At 60.2% G+C, this 17,467-nt stretch carries 12 protein-coding genes and 1 pseudogene; 7 read left to right on the top strand and 6 right to left on the bottom strand.

Translation table 11 applies throughout. The features are described from left to right. Positions 1–11 precede the first annotated feature (11 nt). From EYD00_RS17935 to EYD00_RS17915, 5 genes are all read left to right on the top strand, one after another. Positions 12–845 carry an ABC transporter substrate-binding protein gene (locus EYD00_RS17935; RefSeq protein WP_234704082.1) on the top strand — a complete coding sequence of 278 codons (834 nt, stop codon included), beginning with the start codon at positions 12–14 and terminating at the stop codon, positions 843–845. Positions 846–1,080: 235 nt separating this feature from the next. Further along, positions 1,081–1,599 (top strand): siderophore-iron reductase FhuF, encoded by a 519-nt coding sequence (gene fhuF / locus EYD00_RS17930; protein WP_234905445.1) that lies wholly within the window; start codon positions 1,081–1,083, stop codon positions 1,597–1,599. Between the two features lie 308 nt (positions 1,600–1,907). After that, positions 1,908–2,369 (top strand): DUF4126 family protein, encoded by a 462-nt coding sequence (locus EYD00_RS17925; protein WP_022563174.1) that lies wholly within the window; start codon positions 1,908–1,910, stop codon positions 2,367–2,369. Then, entirely contained in the window at positions 2,366–3,727 is a 1,362-nt protein-coding gene (locus tag EYD00_RS17920; protein ID WP_022563173.1) for an FAD-containing oxidoreductase, read from the top strand. The genes EYD00_RS17925 and EYD00_RS17920 overlap by 4 nt, the downstream gene beginning before the upstream one ends. Before the next feature lie 345 nt (positions 3,728–4,072). Next, entirely contained in the window at positions 4,073–6,991 is a 2,919-nt protein-coding gene (locus EYD00_RS17915) for an autotransporter outer membrane beta-barrel domain-containing protein (protein ID WP_051674180.1), read from the top strand. Between the two features lie 58 nt (positions 6,992–7,049). On the opposite strand, the gene EYD00_RS17910 is transcribed toward EYD00_RS17915, so the two are convergent. The 5 genes and pseudogenes from EYD00_RS17910 to EYD00_RS17890 form a co-directional block, all read right to left on the bottom strand. Next, positions 7,050–7,421 (bottom strand): TetR/AcrR family transcriptional regulator C-terminal domain-containing protein, encoded by a 372-nt coding sequence (locus tag EYD00_RS17910; RefSeq protein ID WP_051674179.1) that lies wholly within the window; start codon positions 7,419–7,421, stop codon positions 7,050–7,052. Beyond that, a pseudogene (locus EYD00_RS26365) lies at positions 7,393–7,566 on the bottom strand (TetR family transcriptional regulator); the annotation flags it as partial. The pseudogene EYD00_RS26365 and the gene EYD00_RS17910, both read right to left, overlap by 29 nt. Positions 7,567–7,657: 91 nt before the next feature. Further along, complete coding sequence (locus tag EYD00_RS17900; protein WP_034497486.1) at positions 7,658–9,460, bottom strand: NAD(P)/FAD-dependent oxidoreductase; 1,803 nt, start codon at positions 9,458–9,460, stop codon at positions 7,658–7,660. 118 nt (positions 9,461–9,578) lie between these two features. Beyond that, positions 9,579–10,652 carry a 2,3-butanediol dehydrogenase gene (locus EYD00_RS17895; protein ID WP_034497485.1) on the bottom strand — a complete coding sequence of 358 codons (1,074 nt, stop codon included), beginning with the start codon at positions 10,650–10,652 and terminating at the stop codon, positions 9,579–9,581. 164 nt (positions 10,653–10,816) lie between these two features. Beyond that, on the bottom strand, positions 10,817–12,703 hold the full coding sequence (locus EYD00_RS17890) for a sigma-54-dependent Fis family transcriptional regulator (RefSeq protein WP_034497483.1): 1,887 nt from the start codon (positions 12,701–12,703) through the stop codon (positions 10,817–10,819). A gap of 285 nt (positions 12,704–12,988) precedes the next feature. On the opposite strand from EYD00_RS17890, the gene EYD00_RS17885 reads away from it, so the two are divergent. Continuing rightward, complete coding sequence (locus EYD00_RS17885; protein ID WP_034497481.1) at positions 12,989–14,755, top strand: diguanylate cyclase; 1,767 nt, start codon at positions 12,989–12,991, stop codon at positions 14,753–14,755. A gap of 239 nt (positions 14,756–14,994) precedes the next feature. Here EYD00_RS17885 and EYD00_RS17880 read toward each other — a convergent pair whose 3' ends face one another. After that, complete coding sequence (locus tag EYD00_RS17880; RefSeq protein ID WP_034497479.1) at positions 14,995–16,068, bottom strand: NAD/NADP octopine/nopaline dehydrogenase family protein; 1,074 nt, start codon at positions 16,066–16,068, stop codon at positions 14,995–14,997. Between the two features lie 387 nt (positions 16,069–16,455). On the opposite strand from EYD00_RS17880, the gene EYD00_RS17875 reads away from it, so the two are divergent. Further along, positions 16,456–17,436, top strand: a complete 981-nt coding sequence (locus tag EYD00_RS17875; protein WP_034497477.1) for a LysR family transcriptional regulator — start codon at positions 16,456–16,458, stop codon at positions 17,434–17,436. Positions 17,437–17,467: the final 31 nt, after the last annotated feature.

The following is a 17,467-nucleotide window of genomic DNA, read 5'->3' as shown; positions in this document are numbered from 1 at the left end:
TGAGTGGCGCGGTGGCTTTGATCGCGGCGCCAGGGTCGCTTGCCGCCTCAGGAACCTCACGCCTGGTCACGCTGGATTGGACTGCTACCGAGATTGCGCTTTCCCTTGGAATATCGCCGGCTGGATGCGCGGAAATCTCCGGGTACAGAACATGGGTCGATGTCGCAAATGAAGGCCTCTCCGATGCCGTCGACGTCGGACGACGACAGCAGCCCAGCCTCGAGGCAGTCCGCAAACTTCAGCCTGACCTCATCTTGACGTCGCGGTATCGGCACGCGTCCATCGCTCATGCGCTCGGTGAGATCGCTCCGGTTCATCTGATCGATGATCAGGAAAATGGCGGTGACATGCTGGCGAGCGTCTGTCAGAGCGCCCGTCAGGCGGGCGCAGCGCTTTCGCGATCGGATGACGTCGCAAGGCTCCTCGGACGTTTTGATGATGAGATCGAAAACCTGAAATCGCGCCATGCCGGGCAGGTGGCAGGCCGCAAGCTGGTCGTGGCGCAACCGTTGCCGGGCGTTCCGCGGTTGCGCGTCTTTGCGCCCAACGCCGCAATTTCCGGCCTTCTCAGGAAGATCGGCTTTGCCGATGGCATTGAAATGTCAGCGCAACCTTTCGGTTTTACGACAATCGATCTTGAAGGACTTGCCTCCCTTGGAAGCGACAGCACCTTGTTCATCCTTGGCGAGACCGTTCCGGCTGATCTTCTCAATGCTTCGCTCTGGCCCATGTTGCCGGTCGTAGCGCAAGGAAATGTCCGTTTGACCGGCATGCCATCCTGGCCATTCGGTTCCACGGCCTCACTGCAGCATCTGGCTCGCCAGATTGTCACCCGGCTCGTTTAGGCCGCGGGAGCGTATGCGAAGGTCGGAGGTTCTTGGCGAATTGCTGCGGCAGTCGGCACATTCGCAGTGGCGGGATTGCTTCCGGCGCAGGCGGCCCACTGATCTGGCTTTCACTGAATTGCTGGAGCCCGATTGTCTTTTGGCTGTCCTCAACAGTTACGGTCGCCGCCACGGGGCGAACGCGCCCATTGCCGCCGTTGCCGGGGAGTGGTCAAAGCGGTACTTCGCAAGGGTGATGAGACCGATTGCCACCGCAGCCATGTTACTGGATTGGCGGGTAACTCTGACGCCGGCGGACTTGAGCATCGAAATAAGCGGTGAAGGGGAGGTCGTTTCGCTCGGCCTGACTGATTTCGGCCACCCGGTCCGAGCGAAGTCCGCAGAGGACCGTTTTGATTTTCTGATCAGGGGCAATATCGAAGCAGTTATCCGAGCTGTGTCCGAGGTGAGCGGGCTGTCTCGCAACGTCCTTTGGTCAAATGCGGGCAACCTATTCGAAGGTATCGCCCGCGGTTACGCCGTGGATAATGATTGCCCTGGTGCAGGCGTCGTGGATGCACTGGCATTGCTTGAACTGCCTCAGATGGCAGATGGCTCACGTAACCCGCTTTTCAGACCTATCCTTTACCCTGAAAGCGATGGCCAGCCGGAGCGGCTCCGCCGCGTCTGTTGTATCCGATATCTGATCGACGGACTGGATTACTGCAAGACGTGCCCGTGCCCGGGGCGGCACTGTTCTTCGGGAAAAAATTAAGGGCCTGCCGAAAGCAGATAGCGTGCCCCCTTTCAACAAATTTGCAGGACCTCAAACAACCGAAACGACGGGGCGCTGGCTCACGGCACCACGCAGCGGCCCTGTCGACCAAACTGGCGCGCCATGGTACGGTTGCGATCTGTCCGGTAGGTAACGGCAAGTTGAGGATCAATCCGGGACGCCGTCGCGGCCGATCTTCCGGCTTTCCTTCGGACGTGTCGACCGAGGACGGCCCAGACGGGCAAGGGAACTGTCAACTGCGCATCAGCCGGGCGCCGCGGCATGCCGATTTAGCTTAGGGGATCTGAATGCTCATTCTTCTCGCAATGCTGATAGGGCTTGTCGCCGGTCTGCGCACCATGACTGCCCCGGCCGCAGTCTCCTGGGGCGCTTATCTCGGGTGGTTCGATATTTCTCCAAGCGTTCTCTCCTTCATGGGCTCGCTCTGGGCTGCGGCGATTTCGTCTGTGCTTGCCATCGTGGAACTGATTGCCGACCAGCTTCCCGGCACGCCCTCACGCAAGGTACCCGTTCAATTCGGAGCAAGGGTTATAATGGGCGCTCTCAGCGCTGCGACGGTCGCCGCAACTGCAGGAATGGTGGTTCCCGGGCTTCTCGCGGGGGTCATCGGCGCTGTCGTCGGAACCTTCGGCGGTGCATCCGGCCGCGCTTATCTCGCCAGGCATTTCGGCCGCGACCTTCCCGCCGCCCTGATCGAGGATGCGGTAGCCATCCTGCTCGCGCTGATCGTCGTGGTGTCCGTGTCATGAGGGAGTATGACGCGATCTTCATCGGGGCCGGTCAGGCCGGACCATTCCTTGCCGCCCGCATGGCGGCGATGGGCCGCAAGGTGGTCCTGATCGAACGCAAATATCTTGGCGGCACCTGTGTCAACGCCGGGTGCATGCCGACCAAGGCATTGGTCGCCAGCGCCAAGACCGCGGAGGTTGCGCGGCGCGCATCCGAATTCGGCGTCACCATCAGCGGTGAGCCGATAGTGAACATGCCGGCCGTAGCGGCCCGCGCCAGGAAGGTGACCCTTGATGCGAGAAACGGTTTGGCATCCTGGTTTGACAGTCTCGAGACGATGGATGTGATCCACGGCCAGGCCAAATTCGTCGGTGCGAAGGCCGTGTCCGTGGACGGGACAGACTATACTGCGCCGCAGATTTTTATAAATGTCGGCGCGCGGCCACACATCCCCGACATTCCTGGCCTTGAGGACGTGCCATACCTCACGAGCACGTCGGTGATCGCGCTCGAGAAATTGCCGAAACATCTGATTGTTCTTGGTGGCAGTTACATCGGACTGGAATTCGCCCAGATGTATCGGCGCTTCGGCGCCGAGGTTACGGTCATTGAGCGTGGGCAGCAACTGGCGCCCAGGGAGGATACCGATATCTCGCAAGCCATTGCGGAGATTCTGAGTAGGGATGGCATCGAGGTTCTTTTGAACCGCAGACTCCTGTCCTTCACCAAGGAAGATGTGGGCGTCGTCGTGCGGACCGATCAGGGCGAAGTCAGTGGGAGCCATGTCCTGGTCGCCCTCGGACGGCGGCCGAACACCGATGATCTCGGTCTCGATCTTGCTGGCATCGAGGCTGATCAACGCGGCTTCATCACGGTGGATGAGCGCTTGCAGACCACCGCAGAAGGCATTTGGGCCCTTGGTGACTGCAACGGGCGAGGCGCATTCACGCATACGTCCTACAATGATTTCGAGATCGTCGCGGCGAACCTCCTTGATGGCGGCAACCGAAAAGTGTCAGACCGCACCCTCGGTTACGGCCTCTACATTGATCCGCCGCTCGGACGCGTTGGCATGACGGAGCGTCAGGCGAAGGAGGCCGGTCACCGGATCAAGGTCTCGACCCGACCGATGAGCCGCGTCGGCCGGGCCGTTGAGAAAGGTGAAACGCTTGGCCTCATGAAACTCGTCGCCGACGCCGAAACCGACCGGATACTCGGTGCCGCTTTCCTGGGGGTCGGAGGTGACGAGGCGGTCTATGGGGTGCTCGACGCCATCAACCTGGGGGCCACAACTGAAGAACTGCGCTGGGCGGTGCCAATCCATCCAACGGTCGGAGAGCTGGTGCCGACACTGATTGGCGACCTCAGGGAAACCTGACATCCAGCCGGCCCGGCGAGGAGCGCAAAGGCTTTTCCGGATCGATGAGGCGACTGTCGCTCGTTTCGTTGGTTCAACGTCGGCCTTACGCTCCACACGTGTCCGGCTGAGCTGCTCACTCGATTTCGGGAATGGCTTCTGCAGTATCCATAAACCGCAATCAGGAGCTGATATTTTCAGAAATAGCGATTTCTTTGCAACTTGCCAATCGGCGAGAAGTGAAGTTAGTGATTTGTTAAGCATAATCCTCCCACCATCGCAGTTGCTTGGTTCAATTTTTCAACTAGGTCTGCGATGCAGAACAGCCGTTTCCTCCATAACGTTCTTGCATCCCGCCAATGCCTCATGTCGACGGCACTGTTGGTCGTGGCGCAGGCGACGCTTTCGCCCGCCTGGGCACAGGTATCGATTGGCGGCGACAGCACACCATCGGATCCCGCGCTCGTCGATGGCAGTGTCGACCTGGACATCGGTTTTACCAGTTTCGGCAGCTTGACCGTTTTCAATGGCAGCATATTGACGAACAACGCAGGCTACGTCGGCGGCGATGCGGGAGGATTTGGCGTCGTAACGGTCTCGGGCCAGGATTCGCGATGGGACAATCTGGAGAATGTCGTCATCGGGCAATATGGCCGAGGAACCCTCGACATCCTGGCAGGTGGGCTCGTGACCGGGGAAACCGGCTACATCGGCGCCAGCACCGGCGGCATCGGCATCGTGACGGTTTCGGGCGATGACGGTTCCGGCACTGCATCCAGCTGGTCTCTCCGGCAGGACCTGAATATCGGAGAGGAGGGGGCCGGTACTCTGAACGTCACGCAGGGTGGTCATGTTTCTATCGCCGGGCGGGTCAGCGTCGGTTCCTGGGGGCAAGGCAATGTTGAGCTTTCCGATAGTGCCACAATCTCAAGCTATGACGCCATTATCGGTATCAGCGGATACGGAGAGGCCCTTCTAACGTCGGGCTCGTCCTGGATCGTCACGGATCAGTTCACGGTGGGGTTGTTCAGCCAAGGCGATCTGCGGATCGAAGACGGCGCCAGCCTGACCAGCAGCCAGGGCTATGTGGGCGCCAATTCCGGCGGCAATGGCAACGTCACCGTCACCGGCGCGGGATCGAACTGGGAAATGACCAGCTTCAACCTTAACCTGGGCAATTACGGAACCGGCGTCATGACCATCGACGATGGCGCGAGGGTCTACGCGAACAGCGGCGTCTATCTTGGCATATCGGACACCACGGCCAGCGGCACGCTGAATGTGCTGGGTGCGCCGGGCGCGCGCGGGGTTCTGGAAACCAGCGGTTTCCGAGGCGGGCTGGGCACGGCGAACGTAACGGTCGATGGCGGCATTGTCCGCGCCATCCGAGGCAATACGAATTTTTTCAGCAATTATGGCACGCAGCAGGTCACCCTGGGTTCTGGCGGCGGTATCATCGATACCAACGGTCACAACATCCGCGTCGCTCCGGTAATGACCGGACCGGGTAGTCTTACGAAGGACGGCCCAGGCACGCTGACGCTCACGGGTGCCAATAGTTATGGTGGCGGTACGACGATTGCAGCCGGCGTCCTGCAGCTGGGCGATGGCGGGACGCGCGGCAGCATCCTCGGAAATGTCGACAACAGCGGCGTCCTGGCTTTCAATCGCTCCGACATAGTGACCTTCGGCGGGACGATTACCGGGACGGGTGGCGTTTGGCAGGTGGGTCCCGGGCAGACCATTCTCAGTGCCGATAGTTCAGGCCTCTCGGGTGTCTCTAGGGTGTATGGTGGCATCCTTTCGGTTAATGGTGTGCTTGGTGGGTCGATCGAAGTCATAGGCGGACGGTTGCAGGGCGTTGGTCAGGTAGGGACGACGACGAATTTTGCCGGCGGAACCATCGCGCCGGGCAATTCGATCGGCACCCTTACAGTCGCCGGCGATTATGCCGGCAATGGCGGCGTGCTGGAAATCGAAACGGTTCTGGGCGGCGACAATTCGGCCACGGATTTGCTGGTGGTAACCGGTGGTACGTCGGGCAGCACAAATGTTCGCGTCATCAATCTCGGCGGCGTCGGTGCGCAGACCAGCGAAGGCATCAAAATCGTCGATGTCGGCGGCGTATCCACGGGCGATTTCCACCTGCTTGGGAACTATACCTTCGAGGGGGACGCTGCCGTCGTTGCCGGAGCCTATGCCTATCGTCTCTACCAGGAGGGCATAAGCTCACCCGCCGACGGTGACTGGTATCTGCGGTCGGCATTGCTCAATGGCAGCGTTCCGACTGGTCCGCTATACCAGGCGGGAGCCCCGGTCTACGAGGTCTACGCCGCGGCGCTGCAGGGGCTCAACGAGCCTGAAACATTGCAGCAGCGCGTCGGCAACCGTTCATGGATGACCGGCACGAGCGAGACAGGCGCGTTGACCGAAGCAGCTGAGGACAAAACCGGCATATGGGGCCGCATTGTCGGCCGCCACGCCAGCATGGATTCCCGGTTCTCCACCACCGGCGCCAACCTCGACATCGACACATGGCAATTGCAGGCCGGCCTCGACCAGCAGCTGTTTTCAGGCGAGGCAGGCAATCTTTTCGGAGGGCTATCGGTACGGTATGGCACCATTGCAGGTGACGTGACGTCGATTTTCGGGAACGGTTCAATCAGCAGCGACGGCTATGGTGTGGGTGGATCGTTGACTTGGTACGGGTCTGGCGGCTTTTACCTTGATGCCCAGGCCAGCCTGACCTGGTATGACAGCAGACTTAATTCCTCAACTGCGGCAACCCGTCTGGCATCGGACAATGGCGGCTTTGGCTATGCGATTGGCGTCGAGGCCGGCCAGCAGATCGCACTTGCCGACAATTGGTCGATGACTCCGCAGGCGCAACTTACTTATTCCAACGTTACGTATGATCGTTTTACCGACGTCTATGGCGCCGCCGTTTCGCTGGACGAGGGTGACGATCTTACTATCCGGCTGGGCCTTTCGACCGACTACCAGAACAGCTGGAAGGATGAGGGCGGCGACACCAGCCGTATTCATGCTTATGGCATTGCCAATTTCTACTACAACAGTCTGCCGGATAGCAGGACCGAGGTCGCCGGCACGGCGCTCGTCAACACCCAGGACAACCTTTGGGGTGGTCTCGGGATCGGCGGGACATATGCCTGGGGTAACGAAAAATACGCCATCCACGGGCAAGTGGGCGTCAACACAAGTCTCGTCAGTTTCGGCAGCAGCTACAATCTTGTCGGCACGGCAGGACTGACCGTCAGGTTTTAAGACGGGCCAGGGAATTGCCGACACTCGGTTCAATTTTCCGGGAGTGACTTGGTCTTGCTCAGCGTGAAACCGTGTCTGAAGGTCCGTAGATCTTGAGAAAGAGGTCCACGCCCCTTGCATCCTTGTGCTGGATCTCGGCGTCCGTCAGAGGCTGGCGGGCTCCGAGCTTTATCTCCAGATTGACAAAACCCAGCCACAATCCGGTCAGGTCTTCCGCAGCGACGCCGGGATCAAGAGCACACAGTTCATCTTTGGACAAAGCCTTTGCGATAATCTCGGTGAGCATTTTTTGGCCGCGGCCGGGGCCAGCGTCGAAAAATTTGCGCGGTAGATCGGGATGGGCCGTTGATGCCGATGCGATCAATCTGTCCCATCCGTGCAGTTCACGTCCATTGATGAAATTAAGATAGCGCGTGCCGAAAGCGATCAAAGCTTCCTTGATCGACAGTGACTCGGACGCTCGAAACTGCCCGCCGGTGATCGTGAGGTCGGATTACCGCTTCGATGAGTTCTTCCTTGTTTGCAACGCGCGAATAGATTGTCGCCCTTGATACGTTTGCATGGCGGGCAATTTCTTCAAGCGTGAAGGATGGGGCCGGCCATTTAACTCAACAACGGAGGATGCTTACAAAAAGAGCGCCAGTAAAGCCGACGCTCTTTTTGTGCTTAGGCCAGGTGATGCGGCTTGGTCATTCCGTATATGGGTGTCTCGATGCCCACTTGGCGGGCTTTCAACTGCAGCGACAGATATTGGGAGTAATGGCGTGACTGATGCAGGTTGCCGCCGTGAAACCACAGCGCTTCCTGCTGTGTCGGTTTCCACATGTTGCGCTGCTCGCCTTCCCAGGGGCCTGGATCCTTGGTGGTGTTGGAGCCGAGGCCCCAGCATTTTCCGACCTTGTCCGCCACGTCGCGCGAGATGAGATCGGCGGCCCAGCCGTTCATTGAACCGTAGCCGGTGGCGTAGACCACGAGGTCAGCCGGCAGCTCCGTCCCATCCTTCAGGACGACTGCGTTCTCTGTCAGATGCGAGACGTCGACGCCAGACTTCAGTTTGATCGAACCGTCGATGACCAGATCGCAGGCCCCCACGTCGATGTAATATCCCGATCCCCTCCGGAGGTATTTCATGAACAGGCCCGAATCGTCGTCGCCGAAGTCGAGCATGAAACCGGCCTTTTCGAGCGCTTGGTAAAACTCGGCATCCCTTTCCCGAATCCTGTTGTAGATCGGGATCTGGAACTCATGCATGATCCGGTAGGGCAGCGACGCAAAGATCAGGTCGGCCTTGCGCGTCGTCATGCCGCCCTGAACCGCCCGCTCGGAATAAAGATCGCCAAGGCCGATCTCCATCAGCGAGTCCGACTTGACGATATGGGTAGACGAGCGCTGCAGCATGGTGACATCGGCGCCGGCTTCCCAGAGCGCTGCGCAGATATCGTGGGCCGAGTTGTTGGAGCCGATGACGACCACCTTCTTGCCGGCATAGGCATCCGGACCCGGATGCTGGGAAGAATGCTGCTGCTCGCCCTTGAAAATGTCCTGACCGGGGATTTTCGGCACATTGGCCTTGCCCGACATGCCGGTTGCCAGCACGAGCTGCTTCGGCTTGAGGACGACCTCTCTGCCGTCGCGATCGACGACGACGGTCCATTCGCCGGTCTTCTCGTCGTATTGGGCGGATTTGCAGGTCGTGGAGCCCCAGTAATTCAGTTCCATCACCTTGGTGTACATTTCCAGCCAGTCGCCCACCTTGTCTTTTGGGGTGAATACCGGCCAGTTTTCCGGGAAGGGAATGTAAGGAAGGTGGTCGTACCACACAGGGTCGTGCAGGCAGAGTGACTTGTAGCGTTTGCGCCAGCTGTCACCGGGCCGCTCGTTCTTCTCTATGATGATCGTCGGAACGCCGAGCTGGCGAAGGCGTGCGCCGAGCGCGATGCCGCCTTGGCCGCCACCGATGATGACGACATAGGGCTGGGACGTGTAACCGAGTTCCGCCGCCTCGCTTTCGCGCTTTTCCTTCCAGGTCGTGCGGTTTCTGTCATGGCCGTGCTCCGCCCCCCTCGGGCGGCGGAAGCCCTTCGGCTCCTCATGGCCCTTCAGTTCGGTCATGGTGGTCAAGAGGGTCCAGATCAGACCATCCTTCAAACGGATATGGCCATAGCCGCGGGCAACCCCCGTTTCGAATTCGAACCAGCCTTCGGTAACGCCGCCCGCTTCGGAGGCGGCCTCCCTGGTGTCCTGCACAAAGTTGGACGGTTTGGTTGCGGCAAGCTGGCTGGAAAGCATGTCGCGGACCTGCTCGCGGCCTTCGAGGGTCTTCAGGTTCCAGGTAAAGGTCACCAGATCTCGCCAGTAGCAATCCGCCTGAAACAGGTTGGCGGCGGCGTCCACGTCGCCTTTCGCCAGCGCTCCTTCGAGCTTCGCAAGGGCCGTGTCGATCTTGGTTCCGGGGCTGATATCGAGCATTTATTCTCCTCCATGATTGCTTGGTGAGGGTCACGGAACGCCGCTGCCGGGCGTTCCGTCAAAGCCTCCAAACCGCCGCCTTCAGGGCTCCTCTCCCTTCAGGCCTTGGCCGAGATGCTTATTTCGAGAGATCGATCAGGATCTTCAGGTGGGTGCCAGCCGGATCGAGGAGGGCGTCGAAGCCCTCTTTCACGGCCGTTTCAAGCGTGACGCGCTTGGTGACAATCTTCGTTGCCGGCAGGAGGCCGGATGAGATCAGGCTGATGACACGCGGCCAGTAATGGGTCGGATAGGCCCACGAGCCTTTGACCTCGAGATCGCGGAACGTGACCTGGAACCAGTCGATCGGATTCTCATGCGGATGCAGACCTGTCTGAACGACGACGCCCTGCTTGCGCACAGCATCCACGCATGCCTTCAGGGCGTGTTCGTTGCCGACGCATTCGATCGCAACGTCGCATCCCACCTGGCCCTCGGTCTGGGCGCGGACGACATCGCCAACCTTCTCGCGCTTCGGATTGATGGCGACAAGGTCGGGCAGGACTTTCTTGGCAAGCTCGAGGCGGGCATCGTTCAGGTCCGAGACGAACAGCTTGGTGGCACCGGCCGCTCGGGCCGCCAGCAGCGTCAGCATGCCGATCGGGCCGGCACCCGTAACGAGAACGCTGTTACCGGCGGTGACGCCGCCACGGTCGCAGGCATAGACGGCAACCGCCGTCGGCTCGACGAGTGCGGCCTCTTCATCGGTCATCTCGTCTGGGATCTTCTGGACATTATATTCGTGAACCAGCGCGGCTTCAGCCATGCCTCCGCTATTCCAGCTGAGACCCACGAGTGCGAGTTGCGGGCTGAGATGGAAAAGGCCGCGGTCCGCGAAGTAGTCGCCGGAGCGCGGCATGACGAGAGGCTGGATCGAGACGCGGTCGCCGATGGCGACCGAGGTCACGCCTTCACCGATGGCTTCGACAACGCCACCGAACTCGTGGCCGAGGACCTGCGGGCCGTGGGCGCCGGTAAACGGATGCGGCTCGGTCGGGATGAAGATCGGGCCATAGCTGTATTCGTGAAGATCCGTTCCGCAAATTCCGACGAAGCGGTTGCGGACGATGACCTGGCCCGGTCCCGCCTGTTTCGGCTCGGGAATGTCCTCGAGCCGCAAGTCCTTTGCGGCGTGAAATCTGAGGGCGCGCATGTTTCCTCCTTAAGGCTGCTTTTCATGCCATCAGGAGGAGCAACCGCCGTGCCAGCCGAGCCGACCGTCGAGAGGGCTGGAAATCACAGCGTTTTCAGGGAAGGTGACGACGATTGCGCCACAGCTGTGGCGCAACAGGTGTGGCGGATGCCGCAATGAATGGCTCAGTGCGGACGCTCTATACCGAACCGCCTCATCCGGCGATGGAGCGTTGTGCGATCGATACCAAGACGGCGGGCGGCTTCGGAGACGTTGCCCTTGCAACTCGTGAGGACGGCACGCAGGTCTGCTTCGACGCTGTCGCCGATGCGCACGCTGGCAGGCTGCGACAAATGATCCGGCAGGTCCGTGATCTCGATCACACCATCGTCGCACAGTGCTGCGGCAAAGGCGATGGCATTGTCGAGTTCGCGGATATTGCCTGGCCAGCGATGGTTGAGAAGCAGCAGCCTCGCTGCGCCCGATAACGTCAGGTGGCCGTCCTTCGTATTGTGTTTATGGAGCAGCTGCTCGAGGAGCCACGGCAGATCCTCGCGTTCATGGAGCGGCTGTAGCGACAGGACGGCGGCGTTGAGCCGATAATAGAGGTCTTCGCGGAACCCGCCTGCCGCGACCATGTTGGCCAGCGATCGATGCGAAGCGGAGACGACACGGAAACCGACCTTGCGCGCGACCGAGCCGCCGACGGGAAGCACCTCGCCCTCGGCGAGAACCCTGAGCAACCGGCTCTGGGCGGCATAGGACATGTCGCCGATCTCGTCGAGGAACAGCGTTCCGCCCTTGGCCTCCTCAATCAAGCCCTTTTTCCCCTTGGCCAGCGCCCCGGTAAAAGCCCCCGGGACGTAACCGAAAAGTTCACTCTCGATCAGCTGCTCCGGAATGGCCGCGCAATTGACTGCCACGAAGCGGCCAGAAAGCCCACTCATCTCATGAATGATGCGGGCAAGATATTCCTTGCCCGTCCCGGTCTCTCCCTGCAGCAATATCGGCAGTCTGCTGGGTGCAAGTTTGACTACCTTGCGCCTGAGGTCGTCGATCGCCGGCACATTGCCGCCGAGCCTGTTGATCGCCGGCGATCGGCCGGAAGTGCGGGCAGAGGGCACGTTGCCTGTGCGTTGCTGCGGTTCTATGGCATGGGCAAAGAGCAGCGAGCCGTCTCGAACGGCGATCCGCCGTTCCTGGGGCAGGCTGGCCCGGGTCAGCGAGGCTAACTCGTCGAGCCCCGCATGGAAGAAGTCCGTAACGGGCTGGCCGATCAGAAGCTCGGGCGTGCGCCAGTCGAGACCGCGCGACGCGGCAAGAAGCCGGGCGCCGCCGTGGGTCATGCCGGTGATGCGCCCCGCACCGTCTACGGATATCGCCGCTTCCGGATCGACGTCGAGAAACTCCGGCGCTCCCGCAAAGCGCAGGACCAGATCGTGACGGCTGTTTGCCATGAGATTGGCAAGCTCAATCCGCCGCACCGTCGACGAGACGAGATGACGCGCCATGTTCTGGCTGGCTTTCAGGATTGGCGAACTGAGGAGTGAAATGTCGAGAACGGCCGCCAATGATCCTTGCGTATCATAGATAGGGGCTGCCGTGCAGGACAGGGGTGTGTGGGTGATGTCAAAATGGTCGGTCTGGTGGATCGTCAGGGCCTCGCCCGTGGCAATGCAGGCGCCCACCGCGCAGGTGCCGGCCCGGGGCTCGGACCACTCGGAACCGAGATAGAGCCCCGCTTTGCGCAGATTGTTGTTGAAGGAGGGGTCACCCAGGAATTCAACGGTGACACCAAGCCGATCCGACAACAGCAACACATAATTCTGTTCGGCAACCTGCCGGTAGAGCCGCTCCAGGCCGGAGCGGGCGATGTGTACCAGATCTTCCGCCTGCTGACGGTGTTCCCGCAGCCGTGTTTCCGAAACGATCACTGCCTCGCGCGCCTGCGCCGGATCGAGCTGGTAGGCGTCCAGACAGCGCCGCCAGGACTCCAGGACAACGGCGTCGCGGCCCGTGTTGGTTCCCTGTCCGACCCGCTCGATTTCCTTAACGTGGTCCGTAAAACCCATCAATCACCGGCCCTCGAAGGCCGCCTCCCGTGATCTGCCACAATAACATAGCCGCAATTGTTCAGTGTGACCAATGCTTCGGCGAATGCCGGACATCATTTGGAACCTCGATCTCCGCGCGGGACGGAATGAATGATTTCCGTGGCGCTCTCGTTGACTGTCCAGTCAACTTCAGCCAGCTTGCTGAACTCTGGGCCTGCCGGCGCCGGCAATGTCGAGCAGGCACCATGCAATCGCAACCGGCGTCTTAATCCTCCCGCAAGCAGCGGTGTGTAGTATTAGAGAATGAGAATAAGCGCGATCACCAACTGGGCTTACGGAGTGACAGTCGTCTTGACGGCTTTGTCTGGCGCGGCCTTCATCATGTCGTCTCGCAGCGCCGTCGAAGAGCGTGTCGCGGTGGAAGAGCATCTGACGCTGGATAGTCTGGCGGAAGACCTCGCACTTGGCGCAGAGGTCCGGTCCGACGAGGCTAGGCTGTTTGTTATGCGTGGCGAAGAACGTCATCTCAACGCGTTCCGGGCCGAAGATGGAAGCGAGCGAAGCCGGGAAGCCGCAGTTGACCAGCTCTTGTCGAAGGCGCTGCCGAAGGCCGAGGTCGATGCGCTGCGAAAGATCGAAACGGATGCGGACGCACTCGACAAGTTCGAGATCGCGGCGGTCGAAGCATTTCAGCGCGGTGAGAGGAGCGCTGCCCAGTCCACGTTGTTCGGCCCCGAGCATGAAAGACTGCAAGAGGATCTTCTGGCGACTGTCGCGCATTTTCGCGATTTGACAGCCGCAAGAACCGGATCGCAGTTGGCCGCGGCGCGAGCGCGTAGCGACTGGTGGAGCGTGATCGCCAAGATCATGCTGGGGCTGACGGGGGGGCTATTCTTGGCGGTGCTCTATTTCATCCTGAGACGCCGGATCGCCATGCCATTGGTGCGAATGAGCGGGATCATCGATCGGCTTGCAAAGCAGGATTATTCCGTCGAGGTGCTGCCCGACAGTCGCCGGGACGAGATCGGCGAGATGAACACCGCGATTGAAATCTTCCGGGCGAGCGGCATCGAGCGCGATCGGCTCGACGCGGAACGACGGGCAGACCAACAGACCAAGGACCTCATCCTGCAGATGATGCACCGCCTGCAGGCCTGCCAGAACCAGGGGGAGCTCGCCAGCATCGTCGCGCGCTTTGCGCCGCAAATCTTTCCCGGCATTGCCGGCGGCCTTTATATCCTGAACGAAAGCAAGAATATCCTCAACCGCAGTTCGGACTGGCTAGCGCCTGACAATGCCGGAGACAGTTTTCCTGCGTCTGCGTGCTGGGGGATGCGCCGCGGGCGGGCGCACGCCAACGGGTTCTCCGACACCGATGTGCCGTGTCAGCATCTGGATGATCCGGATGCTATCGCTCTTTGCGTCCCGTTGACCGCGCAAGGCGACATGATCGGGCTTTTTTACCTGGAAGAAAAAGAAGGGCAGGCGCTGCACCTCGATGCGTCACGGCTTTATCTCGAACTGATTGCCGAAAATGTCGGGCTTGCTATCGCCAATCTGCAGCTGCGTGAGAAGTTGACGCTGATGGCTATCGAAGACCCTTTGACCGGGTTGTTCAATCGCCGGCATCTGGATGAAAGGGTGCAACGTTTCGCGAGCGACGAATTAAAGACACCACTTGCCTGCCTGATGATCGATATCGACCACTTCAAGCGCTTTAATGACGAATATGGTCATGATGCCGGCGACAAGGTCATGCAGTATGTGGGCCGAACGCTTCGTGACACGCTGGGCGATCACGGTGAGGCTTACCGTTATGGGGGAGAGGAATTTACCGCGCTCTTGCCGGGGATGCTCAAGGGCGACGCTGCTGGCTTGGCCGAAAAAGTCAGAACGGCAGTAAGTGCTACAGCCATCTCCCATGCTGGGAAACTTCTTGGAACCGTAACAATTTCCGTGGGTGTGGCAACCTCGCCGGAGGCCGGGCCGCTGGACACGCTGCTGGCACGGGCCGATGCGGCCCTTCTGCTCGCCAAGGCACAAGGACGCAATAGAGTTGTGGCCTCGTGAATAACCGGCAACATCCGCGTCGGGCCAATTACAGCCATGACGGAAAGCGCTCACTTAGCTATGCCGTAACGATGACTGAGCCTGCCCAGCTGCTCATGTAATCGATCCAGGACTGCGGTTCGCGTGCCAGCCCGCCGTTGCAGGAAGCCGATCTCTCTCAGGATCTGTGGATTGCCAAAGGCCCGCTGAAAGGCCCTCGGCTCCTGCCGCTCGGGATCACGGGCGGCTCCTCTGCTCCGTTAAAATCCGCTCTCGCAAAGCTCCCGCAGCTCGCTCGGACCGAGATGATCAAGTGAAAGCTCCGGCAGCAGGTCATTGTCTGCCTCCAGATTGTGTGCGACCGATGCGGTAAAGATGCGAACGCCTGCTTCGTGCAGGATCGCAGGCCGGTTGACTATGCGGCCGAGAAGCACGGTTGGCAGTAGACCGAACGGCACATCTTCGAAAATGTAGCGGCTTTCGATGGAGGAAGGGCCCATTCCGCCTCGTCCTTCACGATGCATCTGCTGGTTCATTTCGGAAACAGAGGCGAGGGGCACGTGGAAGGAGAGAGAAAAGTGTTCGCGAACTGTTTTAACCTCCAGCCCGAAGCTCTCGGCAATTGACAGTCGCTCGGCGTCGAGCGCCTCAATCAACTGACCGACCGCCGGTGTGACATGTTCGCCCTGTCCCCAGCTCTCCGCCTTTTCCATCCGTGTCAGGTTGAGCAATGCGATCCCGAGATGATTTTGAGGATTGAGGTTTGAGAGCGCGATGGCAAGCAAACCGTCACGTTCGACGAAGCGATCACCGAAGAGTTCAGTGCACAGGCCCCGACCCTCAGCGGCTGCCGACTTCGGCAGGGTGGCAAAGTCCACCTTCTGGCGGATGGTGTTGACGACGACGCTGCGCCCGTCGGTTTGGCGGCGGGCCGTCAGAAGCGTGGTCCCCCAAGCAATGATCGGCAGACGGAGCTGTCGTTCGGAAAGCCGCTTCGACAGATAGAGCGCTCCAAAGGAGCTATGGGAGCTGATGATGACGGGCAGTCCCGACCGCAAATGCGGCAGCGCCGCGTCGATGGCGGCACGATGACCGTTTGCGGGCATTGCAATGATGACCGCATCTGCATCCGCAATGGCGGTCTCGCAGGTTGCCGCGACCTCGACCGGACCGACGAAGTCCAACGCACCGGTAGCGACGAGCGGTTCGCCTTCCGACAACGGCTTGGCACTGCGGCCGGAGGGCGACCATAGGCACGGATGATGCCCCGCATTGGCGAGGAAAGCCGCCATGCCATAAGCAATCGAACCCGCACCGAGAATGGCTATCCGCATGTCATCTGTCCTTTCGGTTGTAGGAGTGGACATGGCGCCACCCTCTGGTCTCTATCTTTCGCGTAGAACACAAACCGGTTCTGTACATTGCCTGCCGATCGTTGCGCAAATGCATCATTTTTTCTGGCGCGCCAGAGGCTGTGTTTGCGGTTCCCCTGCCTCATTTATCCGCGCGCCTGCCTACGCCCTCAGCAAATTCTGGCTCCTTCCAGTAAATGCATGTGCTGCACGAGCAATAGCCACGCCCCGAGGCTTAATTTTCTGCACAGTTCGAAGTCAGCAAGCCATCTTTTTCATCTTCCGCGTCCCAAACGAAAAATTCTCTTTTGTCACTAGCAGACATCATGCGTTTAATGCACATTAAATTTGTCATAATGCAAAGGATGCATGATAGCGATGGAGATACGCGAACTGGAGGCATTTCTTGCCGTTATGTCCGCAGGCAGCATCACCGGTGCTGCGCGCCTGCTTGACCGTTCGCAATCCCAGGTCACACGTCTTATCCAGGACCTTGAAACGTCGCTTGGATTTCCGCTGTTTGATCGCAATGGCCCGCGCATAACGCCGAGTGACAAGGGGATCGCTTTTCATTCTGAAGCGGAGCGCTTCATCAGCGGCATCGAGCATCTGCGCAACCGCGCCCAACGCATCAGTCTCAAGGAACCGGAGCCGGTGGAGATCGCGGCGACCCCTGCGTTTGCAACCGGAATGGTGCCGCTCGCGCTTGCGGAGTTGCCCGAAGCGCTTCTGCCGCACACTGTTTTTTTAAGAAGCATGCCGGCCGAGGCTGCGGTCCAGGCGGTGCTGGGACGGACTGCGGATTTCTGTGTGACATCGCTTCCGGCCGAGCAACCGGGTCTCGAAGCGCATGGCTATTTCCAGGGCCGCTGTGCAGCCGTTCTGTCCGTTCACGATCCGCTGGCCGTCAAGGATGTCATTTCCGTTGCCGACCTGGCCGGCCAGACAGTCATTACGCTTGCAAATCCGTTCCGTCTGCGTCGCCGGGTGGACAAGGCTCTGCAAGAGGCAAATGTTCGTGCACGACGGATCATAGCGACGAGCGCGGCGATGAGTGCGGTGCAGATCGCTTCGACCGGGATGGGGATCGCGATTGTCGAACCGGCAACCGCTTACGGTCCCCTGACCGCGGGCGTGACTGTGCGACCGCTCGACGTCGACATCCCGTTCCTTTGGGGCATCTTCTCGGCAACAGCGCGCCCGCTGTCGGCCACTGCCCAGGAGCTGATCCAGCTCATCATCCGTGTTGCTTCCGCACGCATGCCCGATTTCACCGCTCACGATCCTGGCGCATCAGGACGTGTTGCGGATGTCACCTATGGGGGAACCGTCGAAGGCGACGTTCCCTAAAAATGCAAGTGCTCTGCCCATCAAACCGGTC

The sequence above is a fragment of the Agrobacterium sp. 33MFTa1.1 genome (assembly GCF_004328495.1).
Taxonomy (GTDB): domain Bacteria; phylum Pseudomonadota; class Alphaproteobacteria; order Rhizobiales; family Rhizobiaceae; genus Agrobacterium; species Agrobacterium pusense.
Note: the sequence above shows the minus strand (reverse complement) of the source record. Positions and strands in the feature narration are given on the sequence as shown.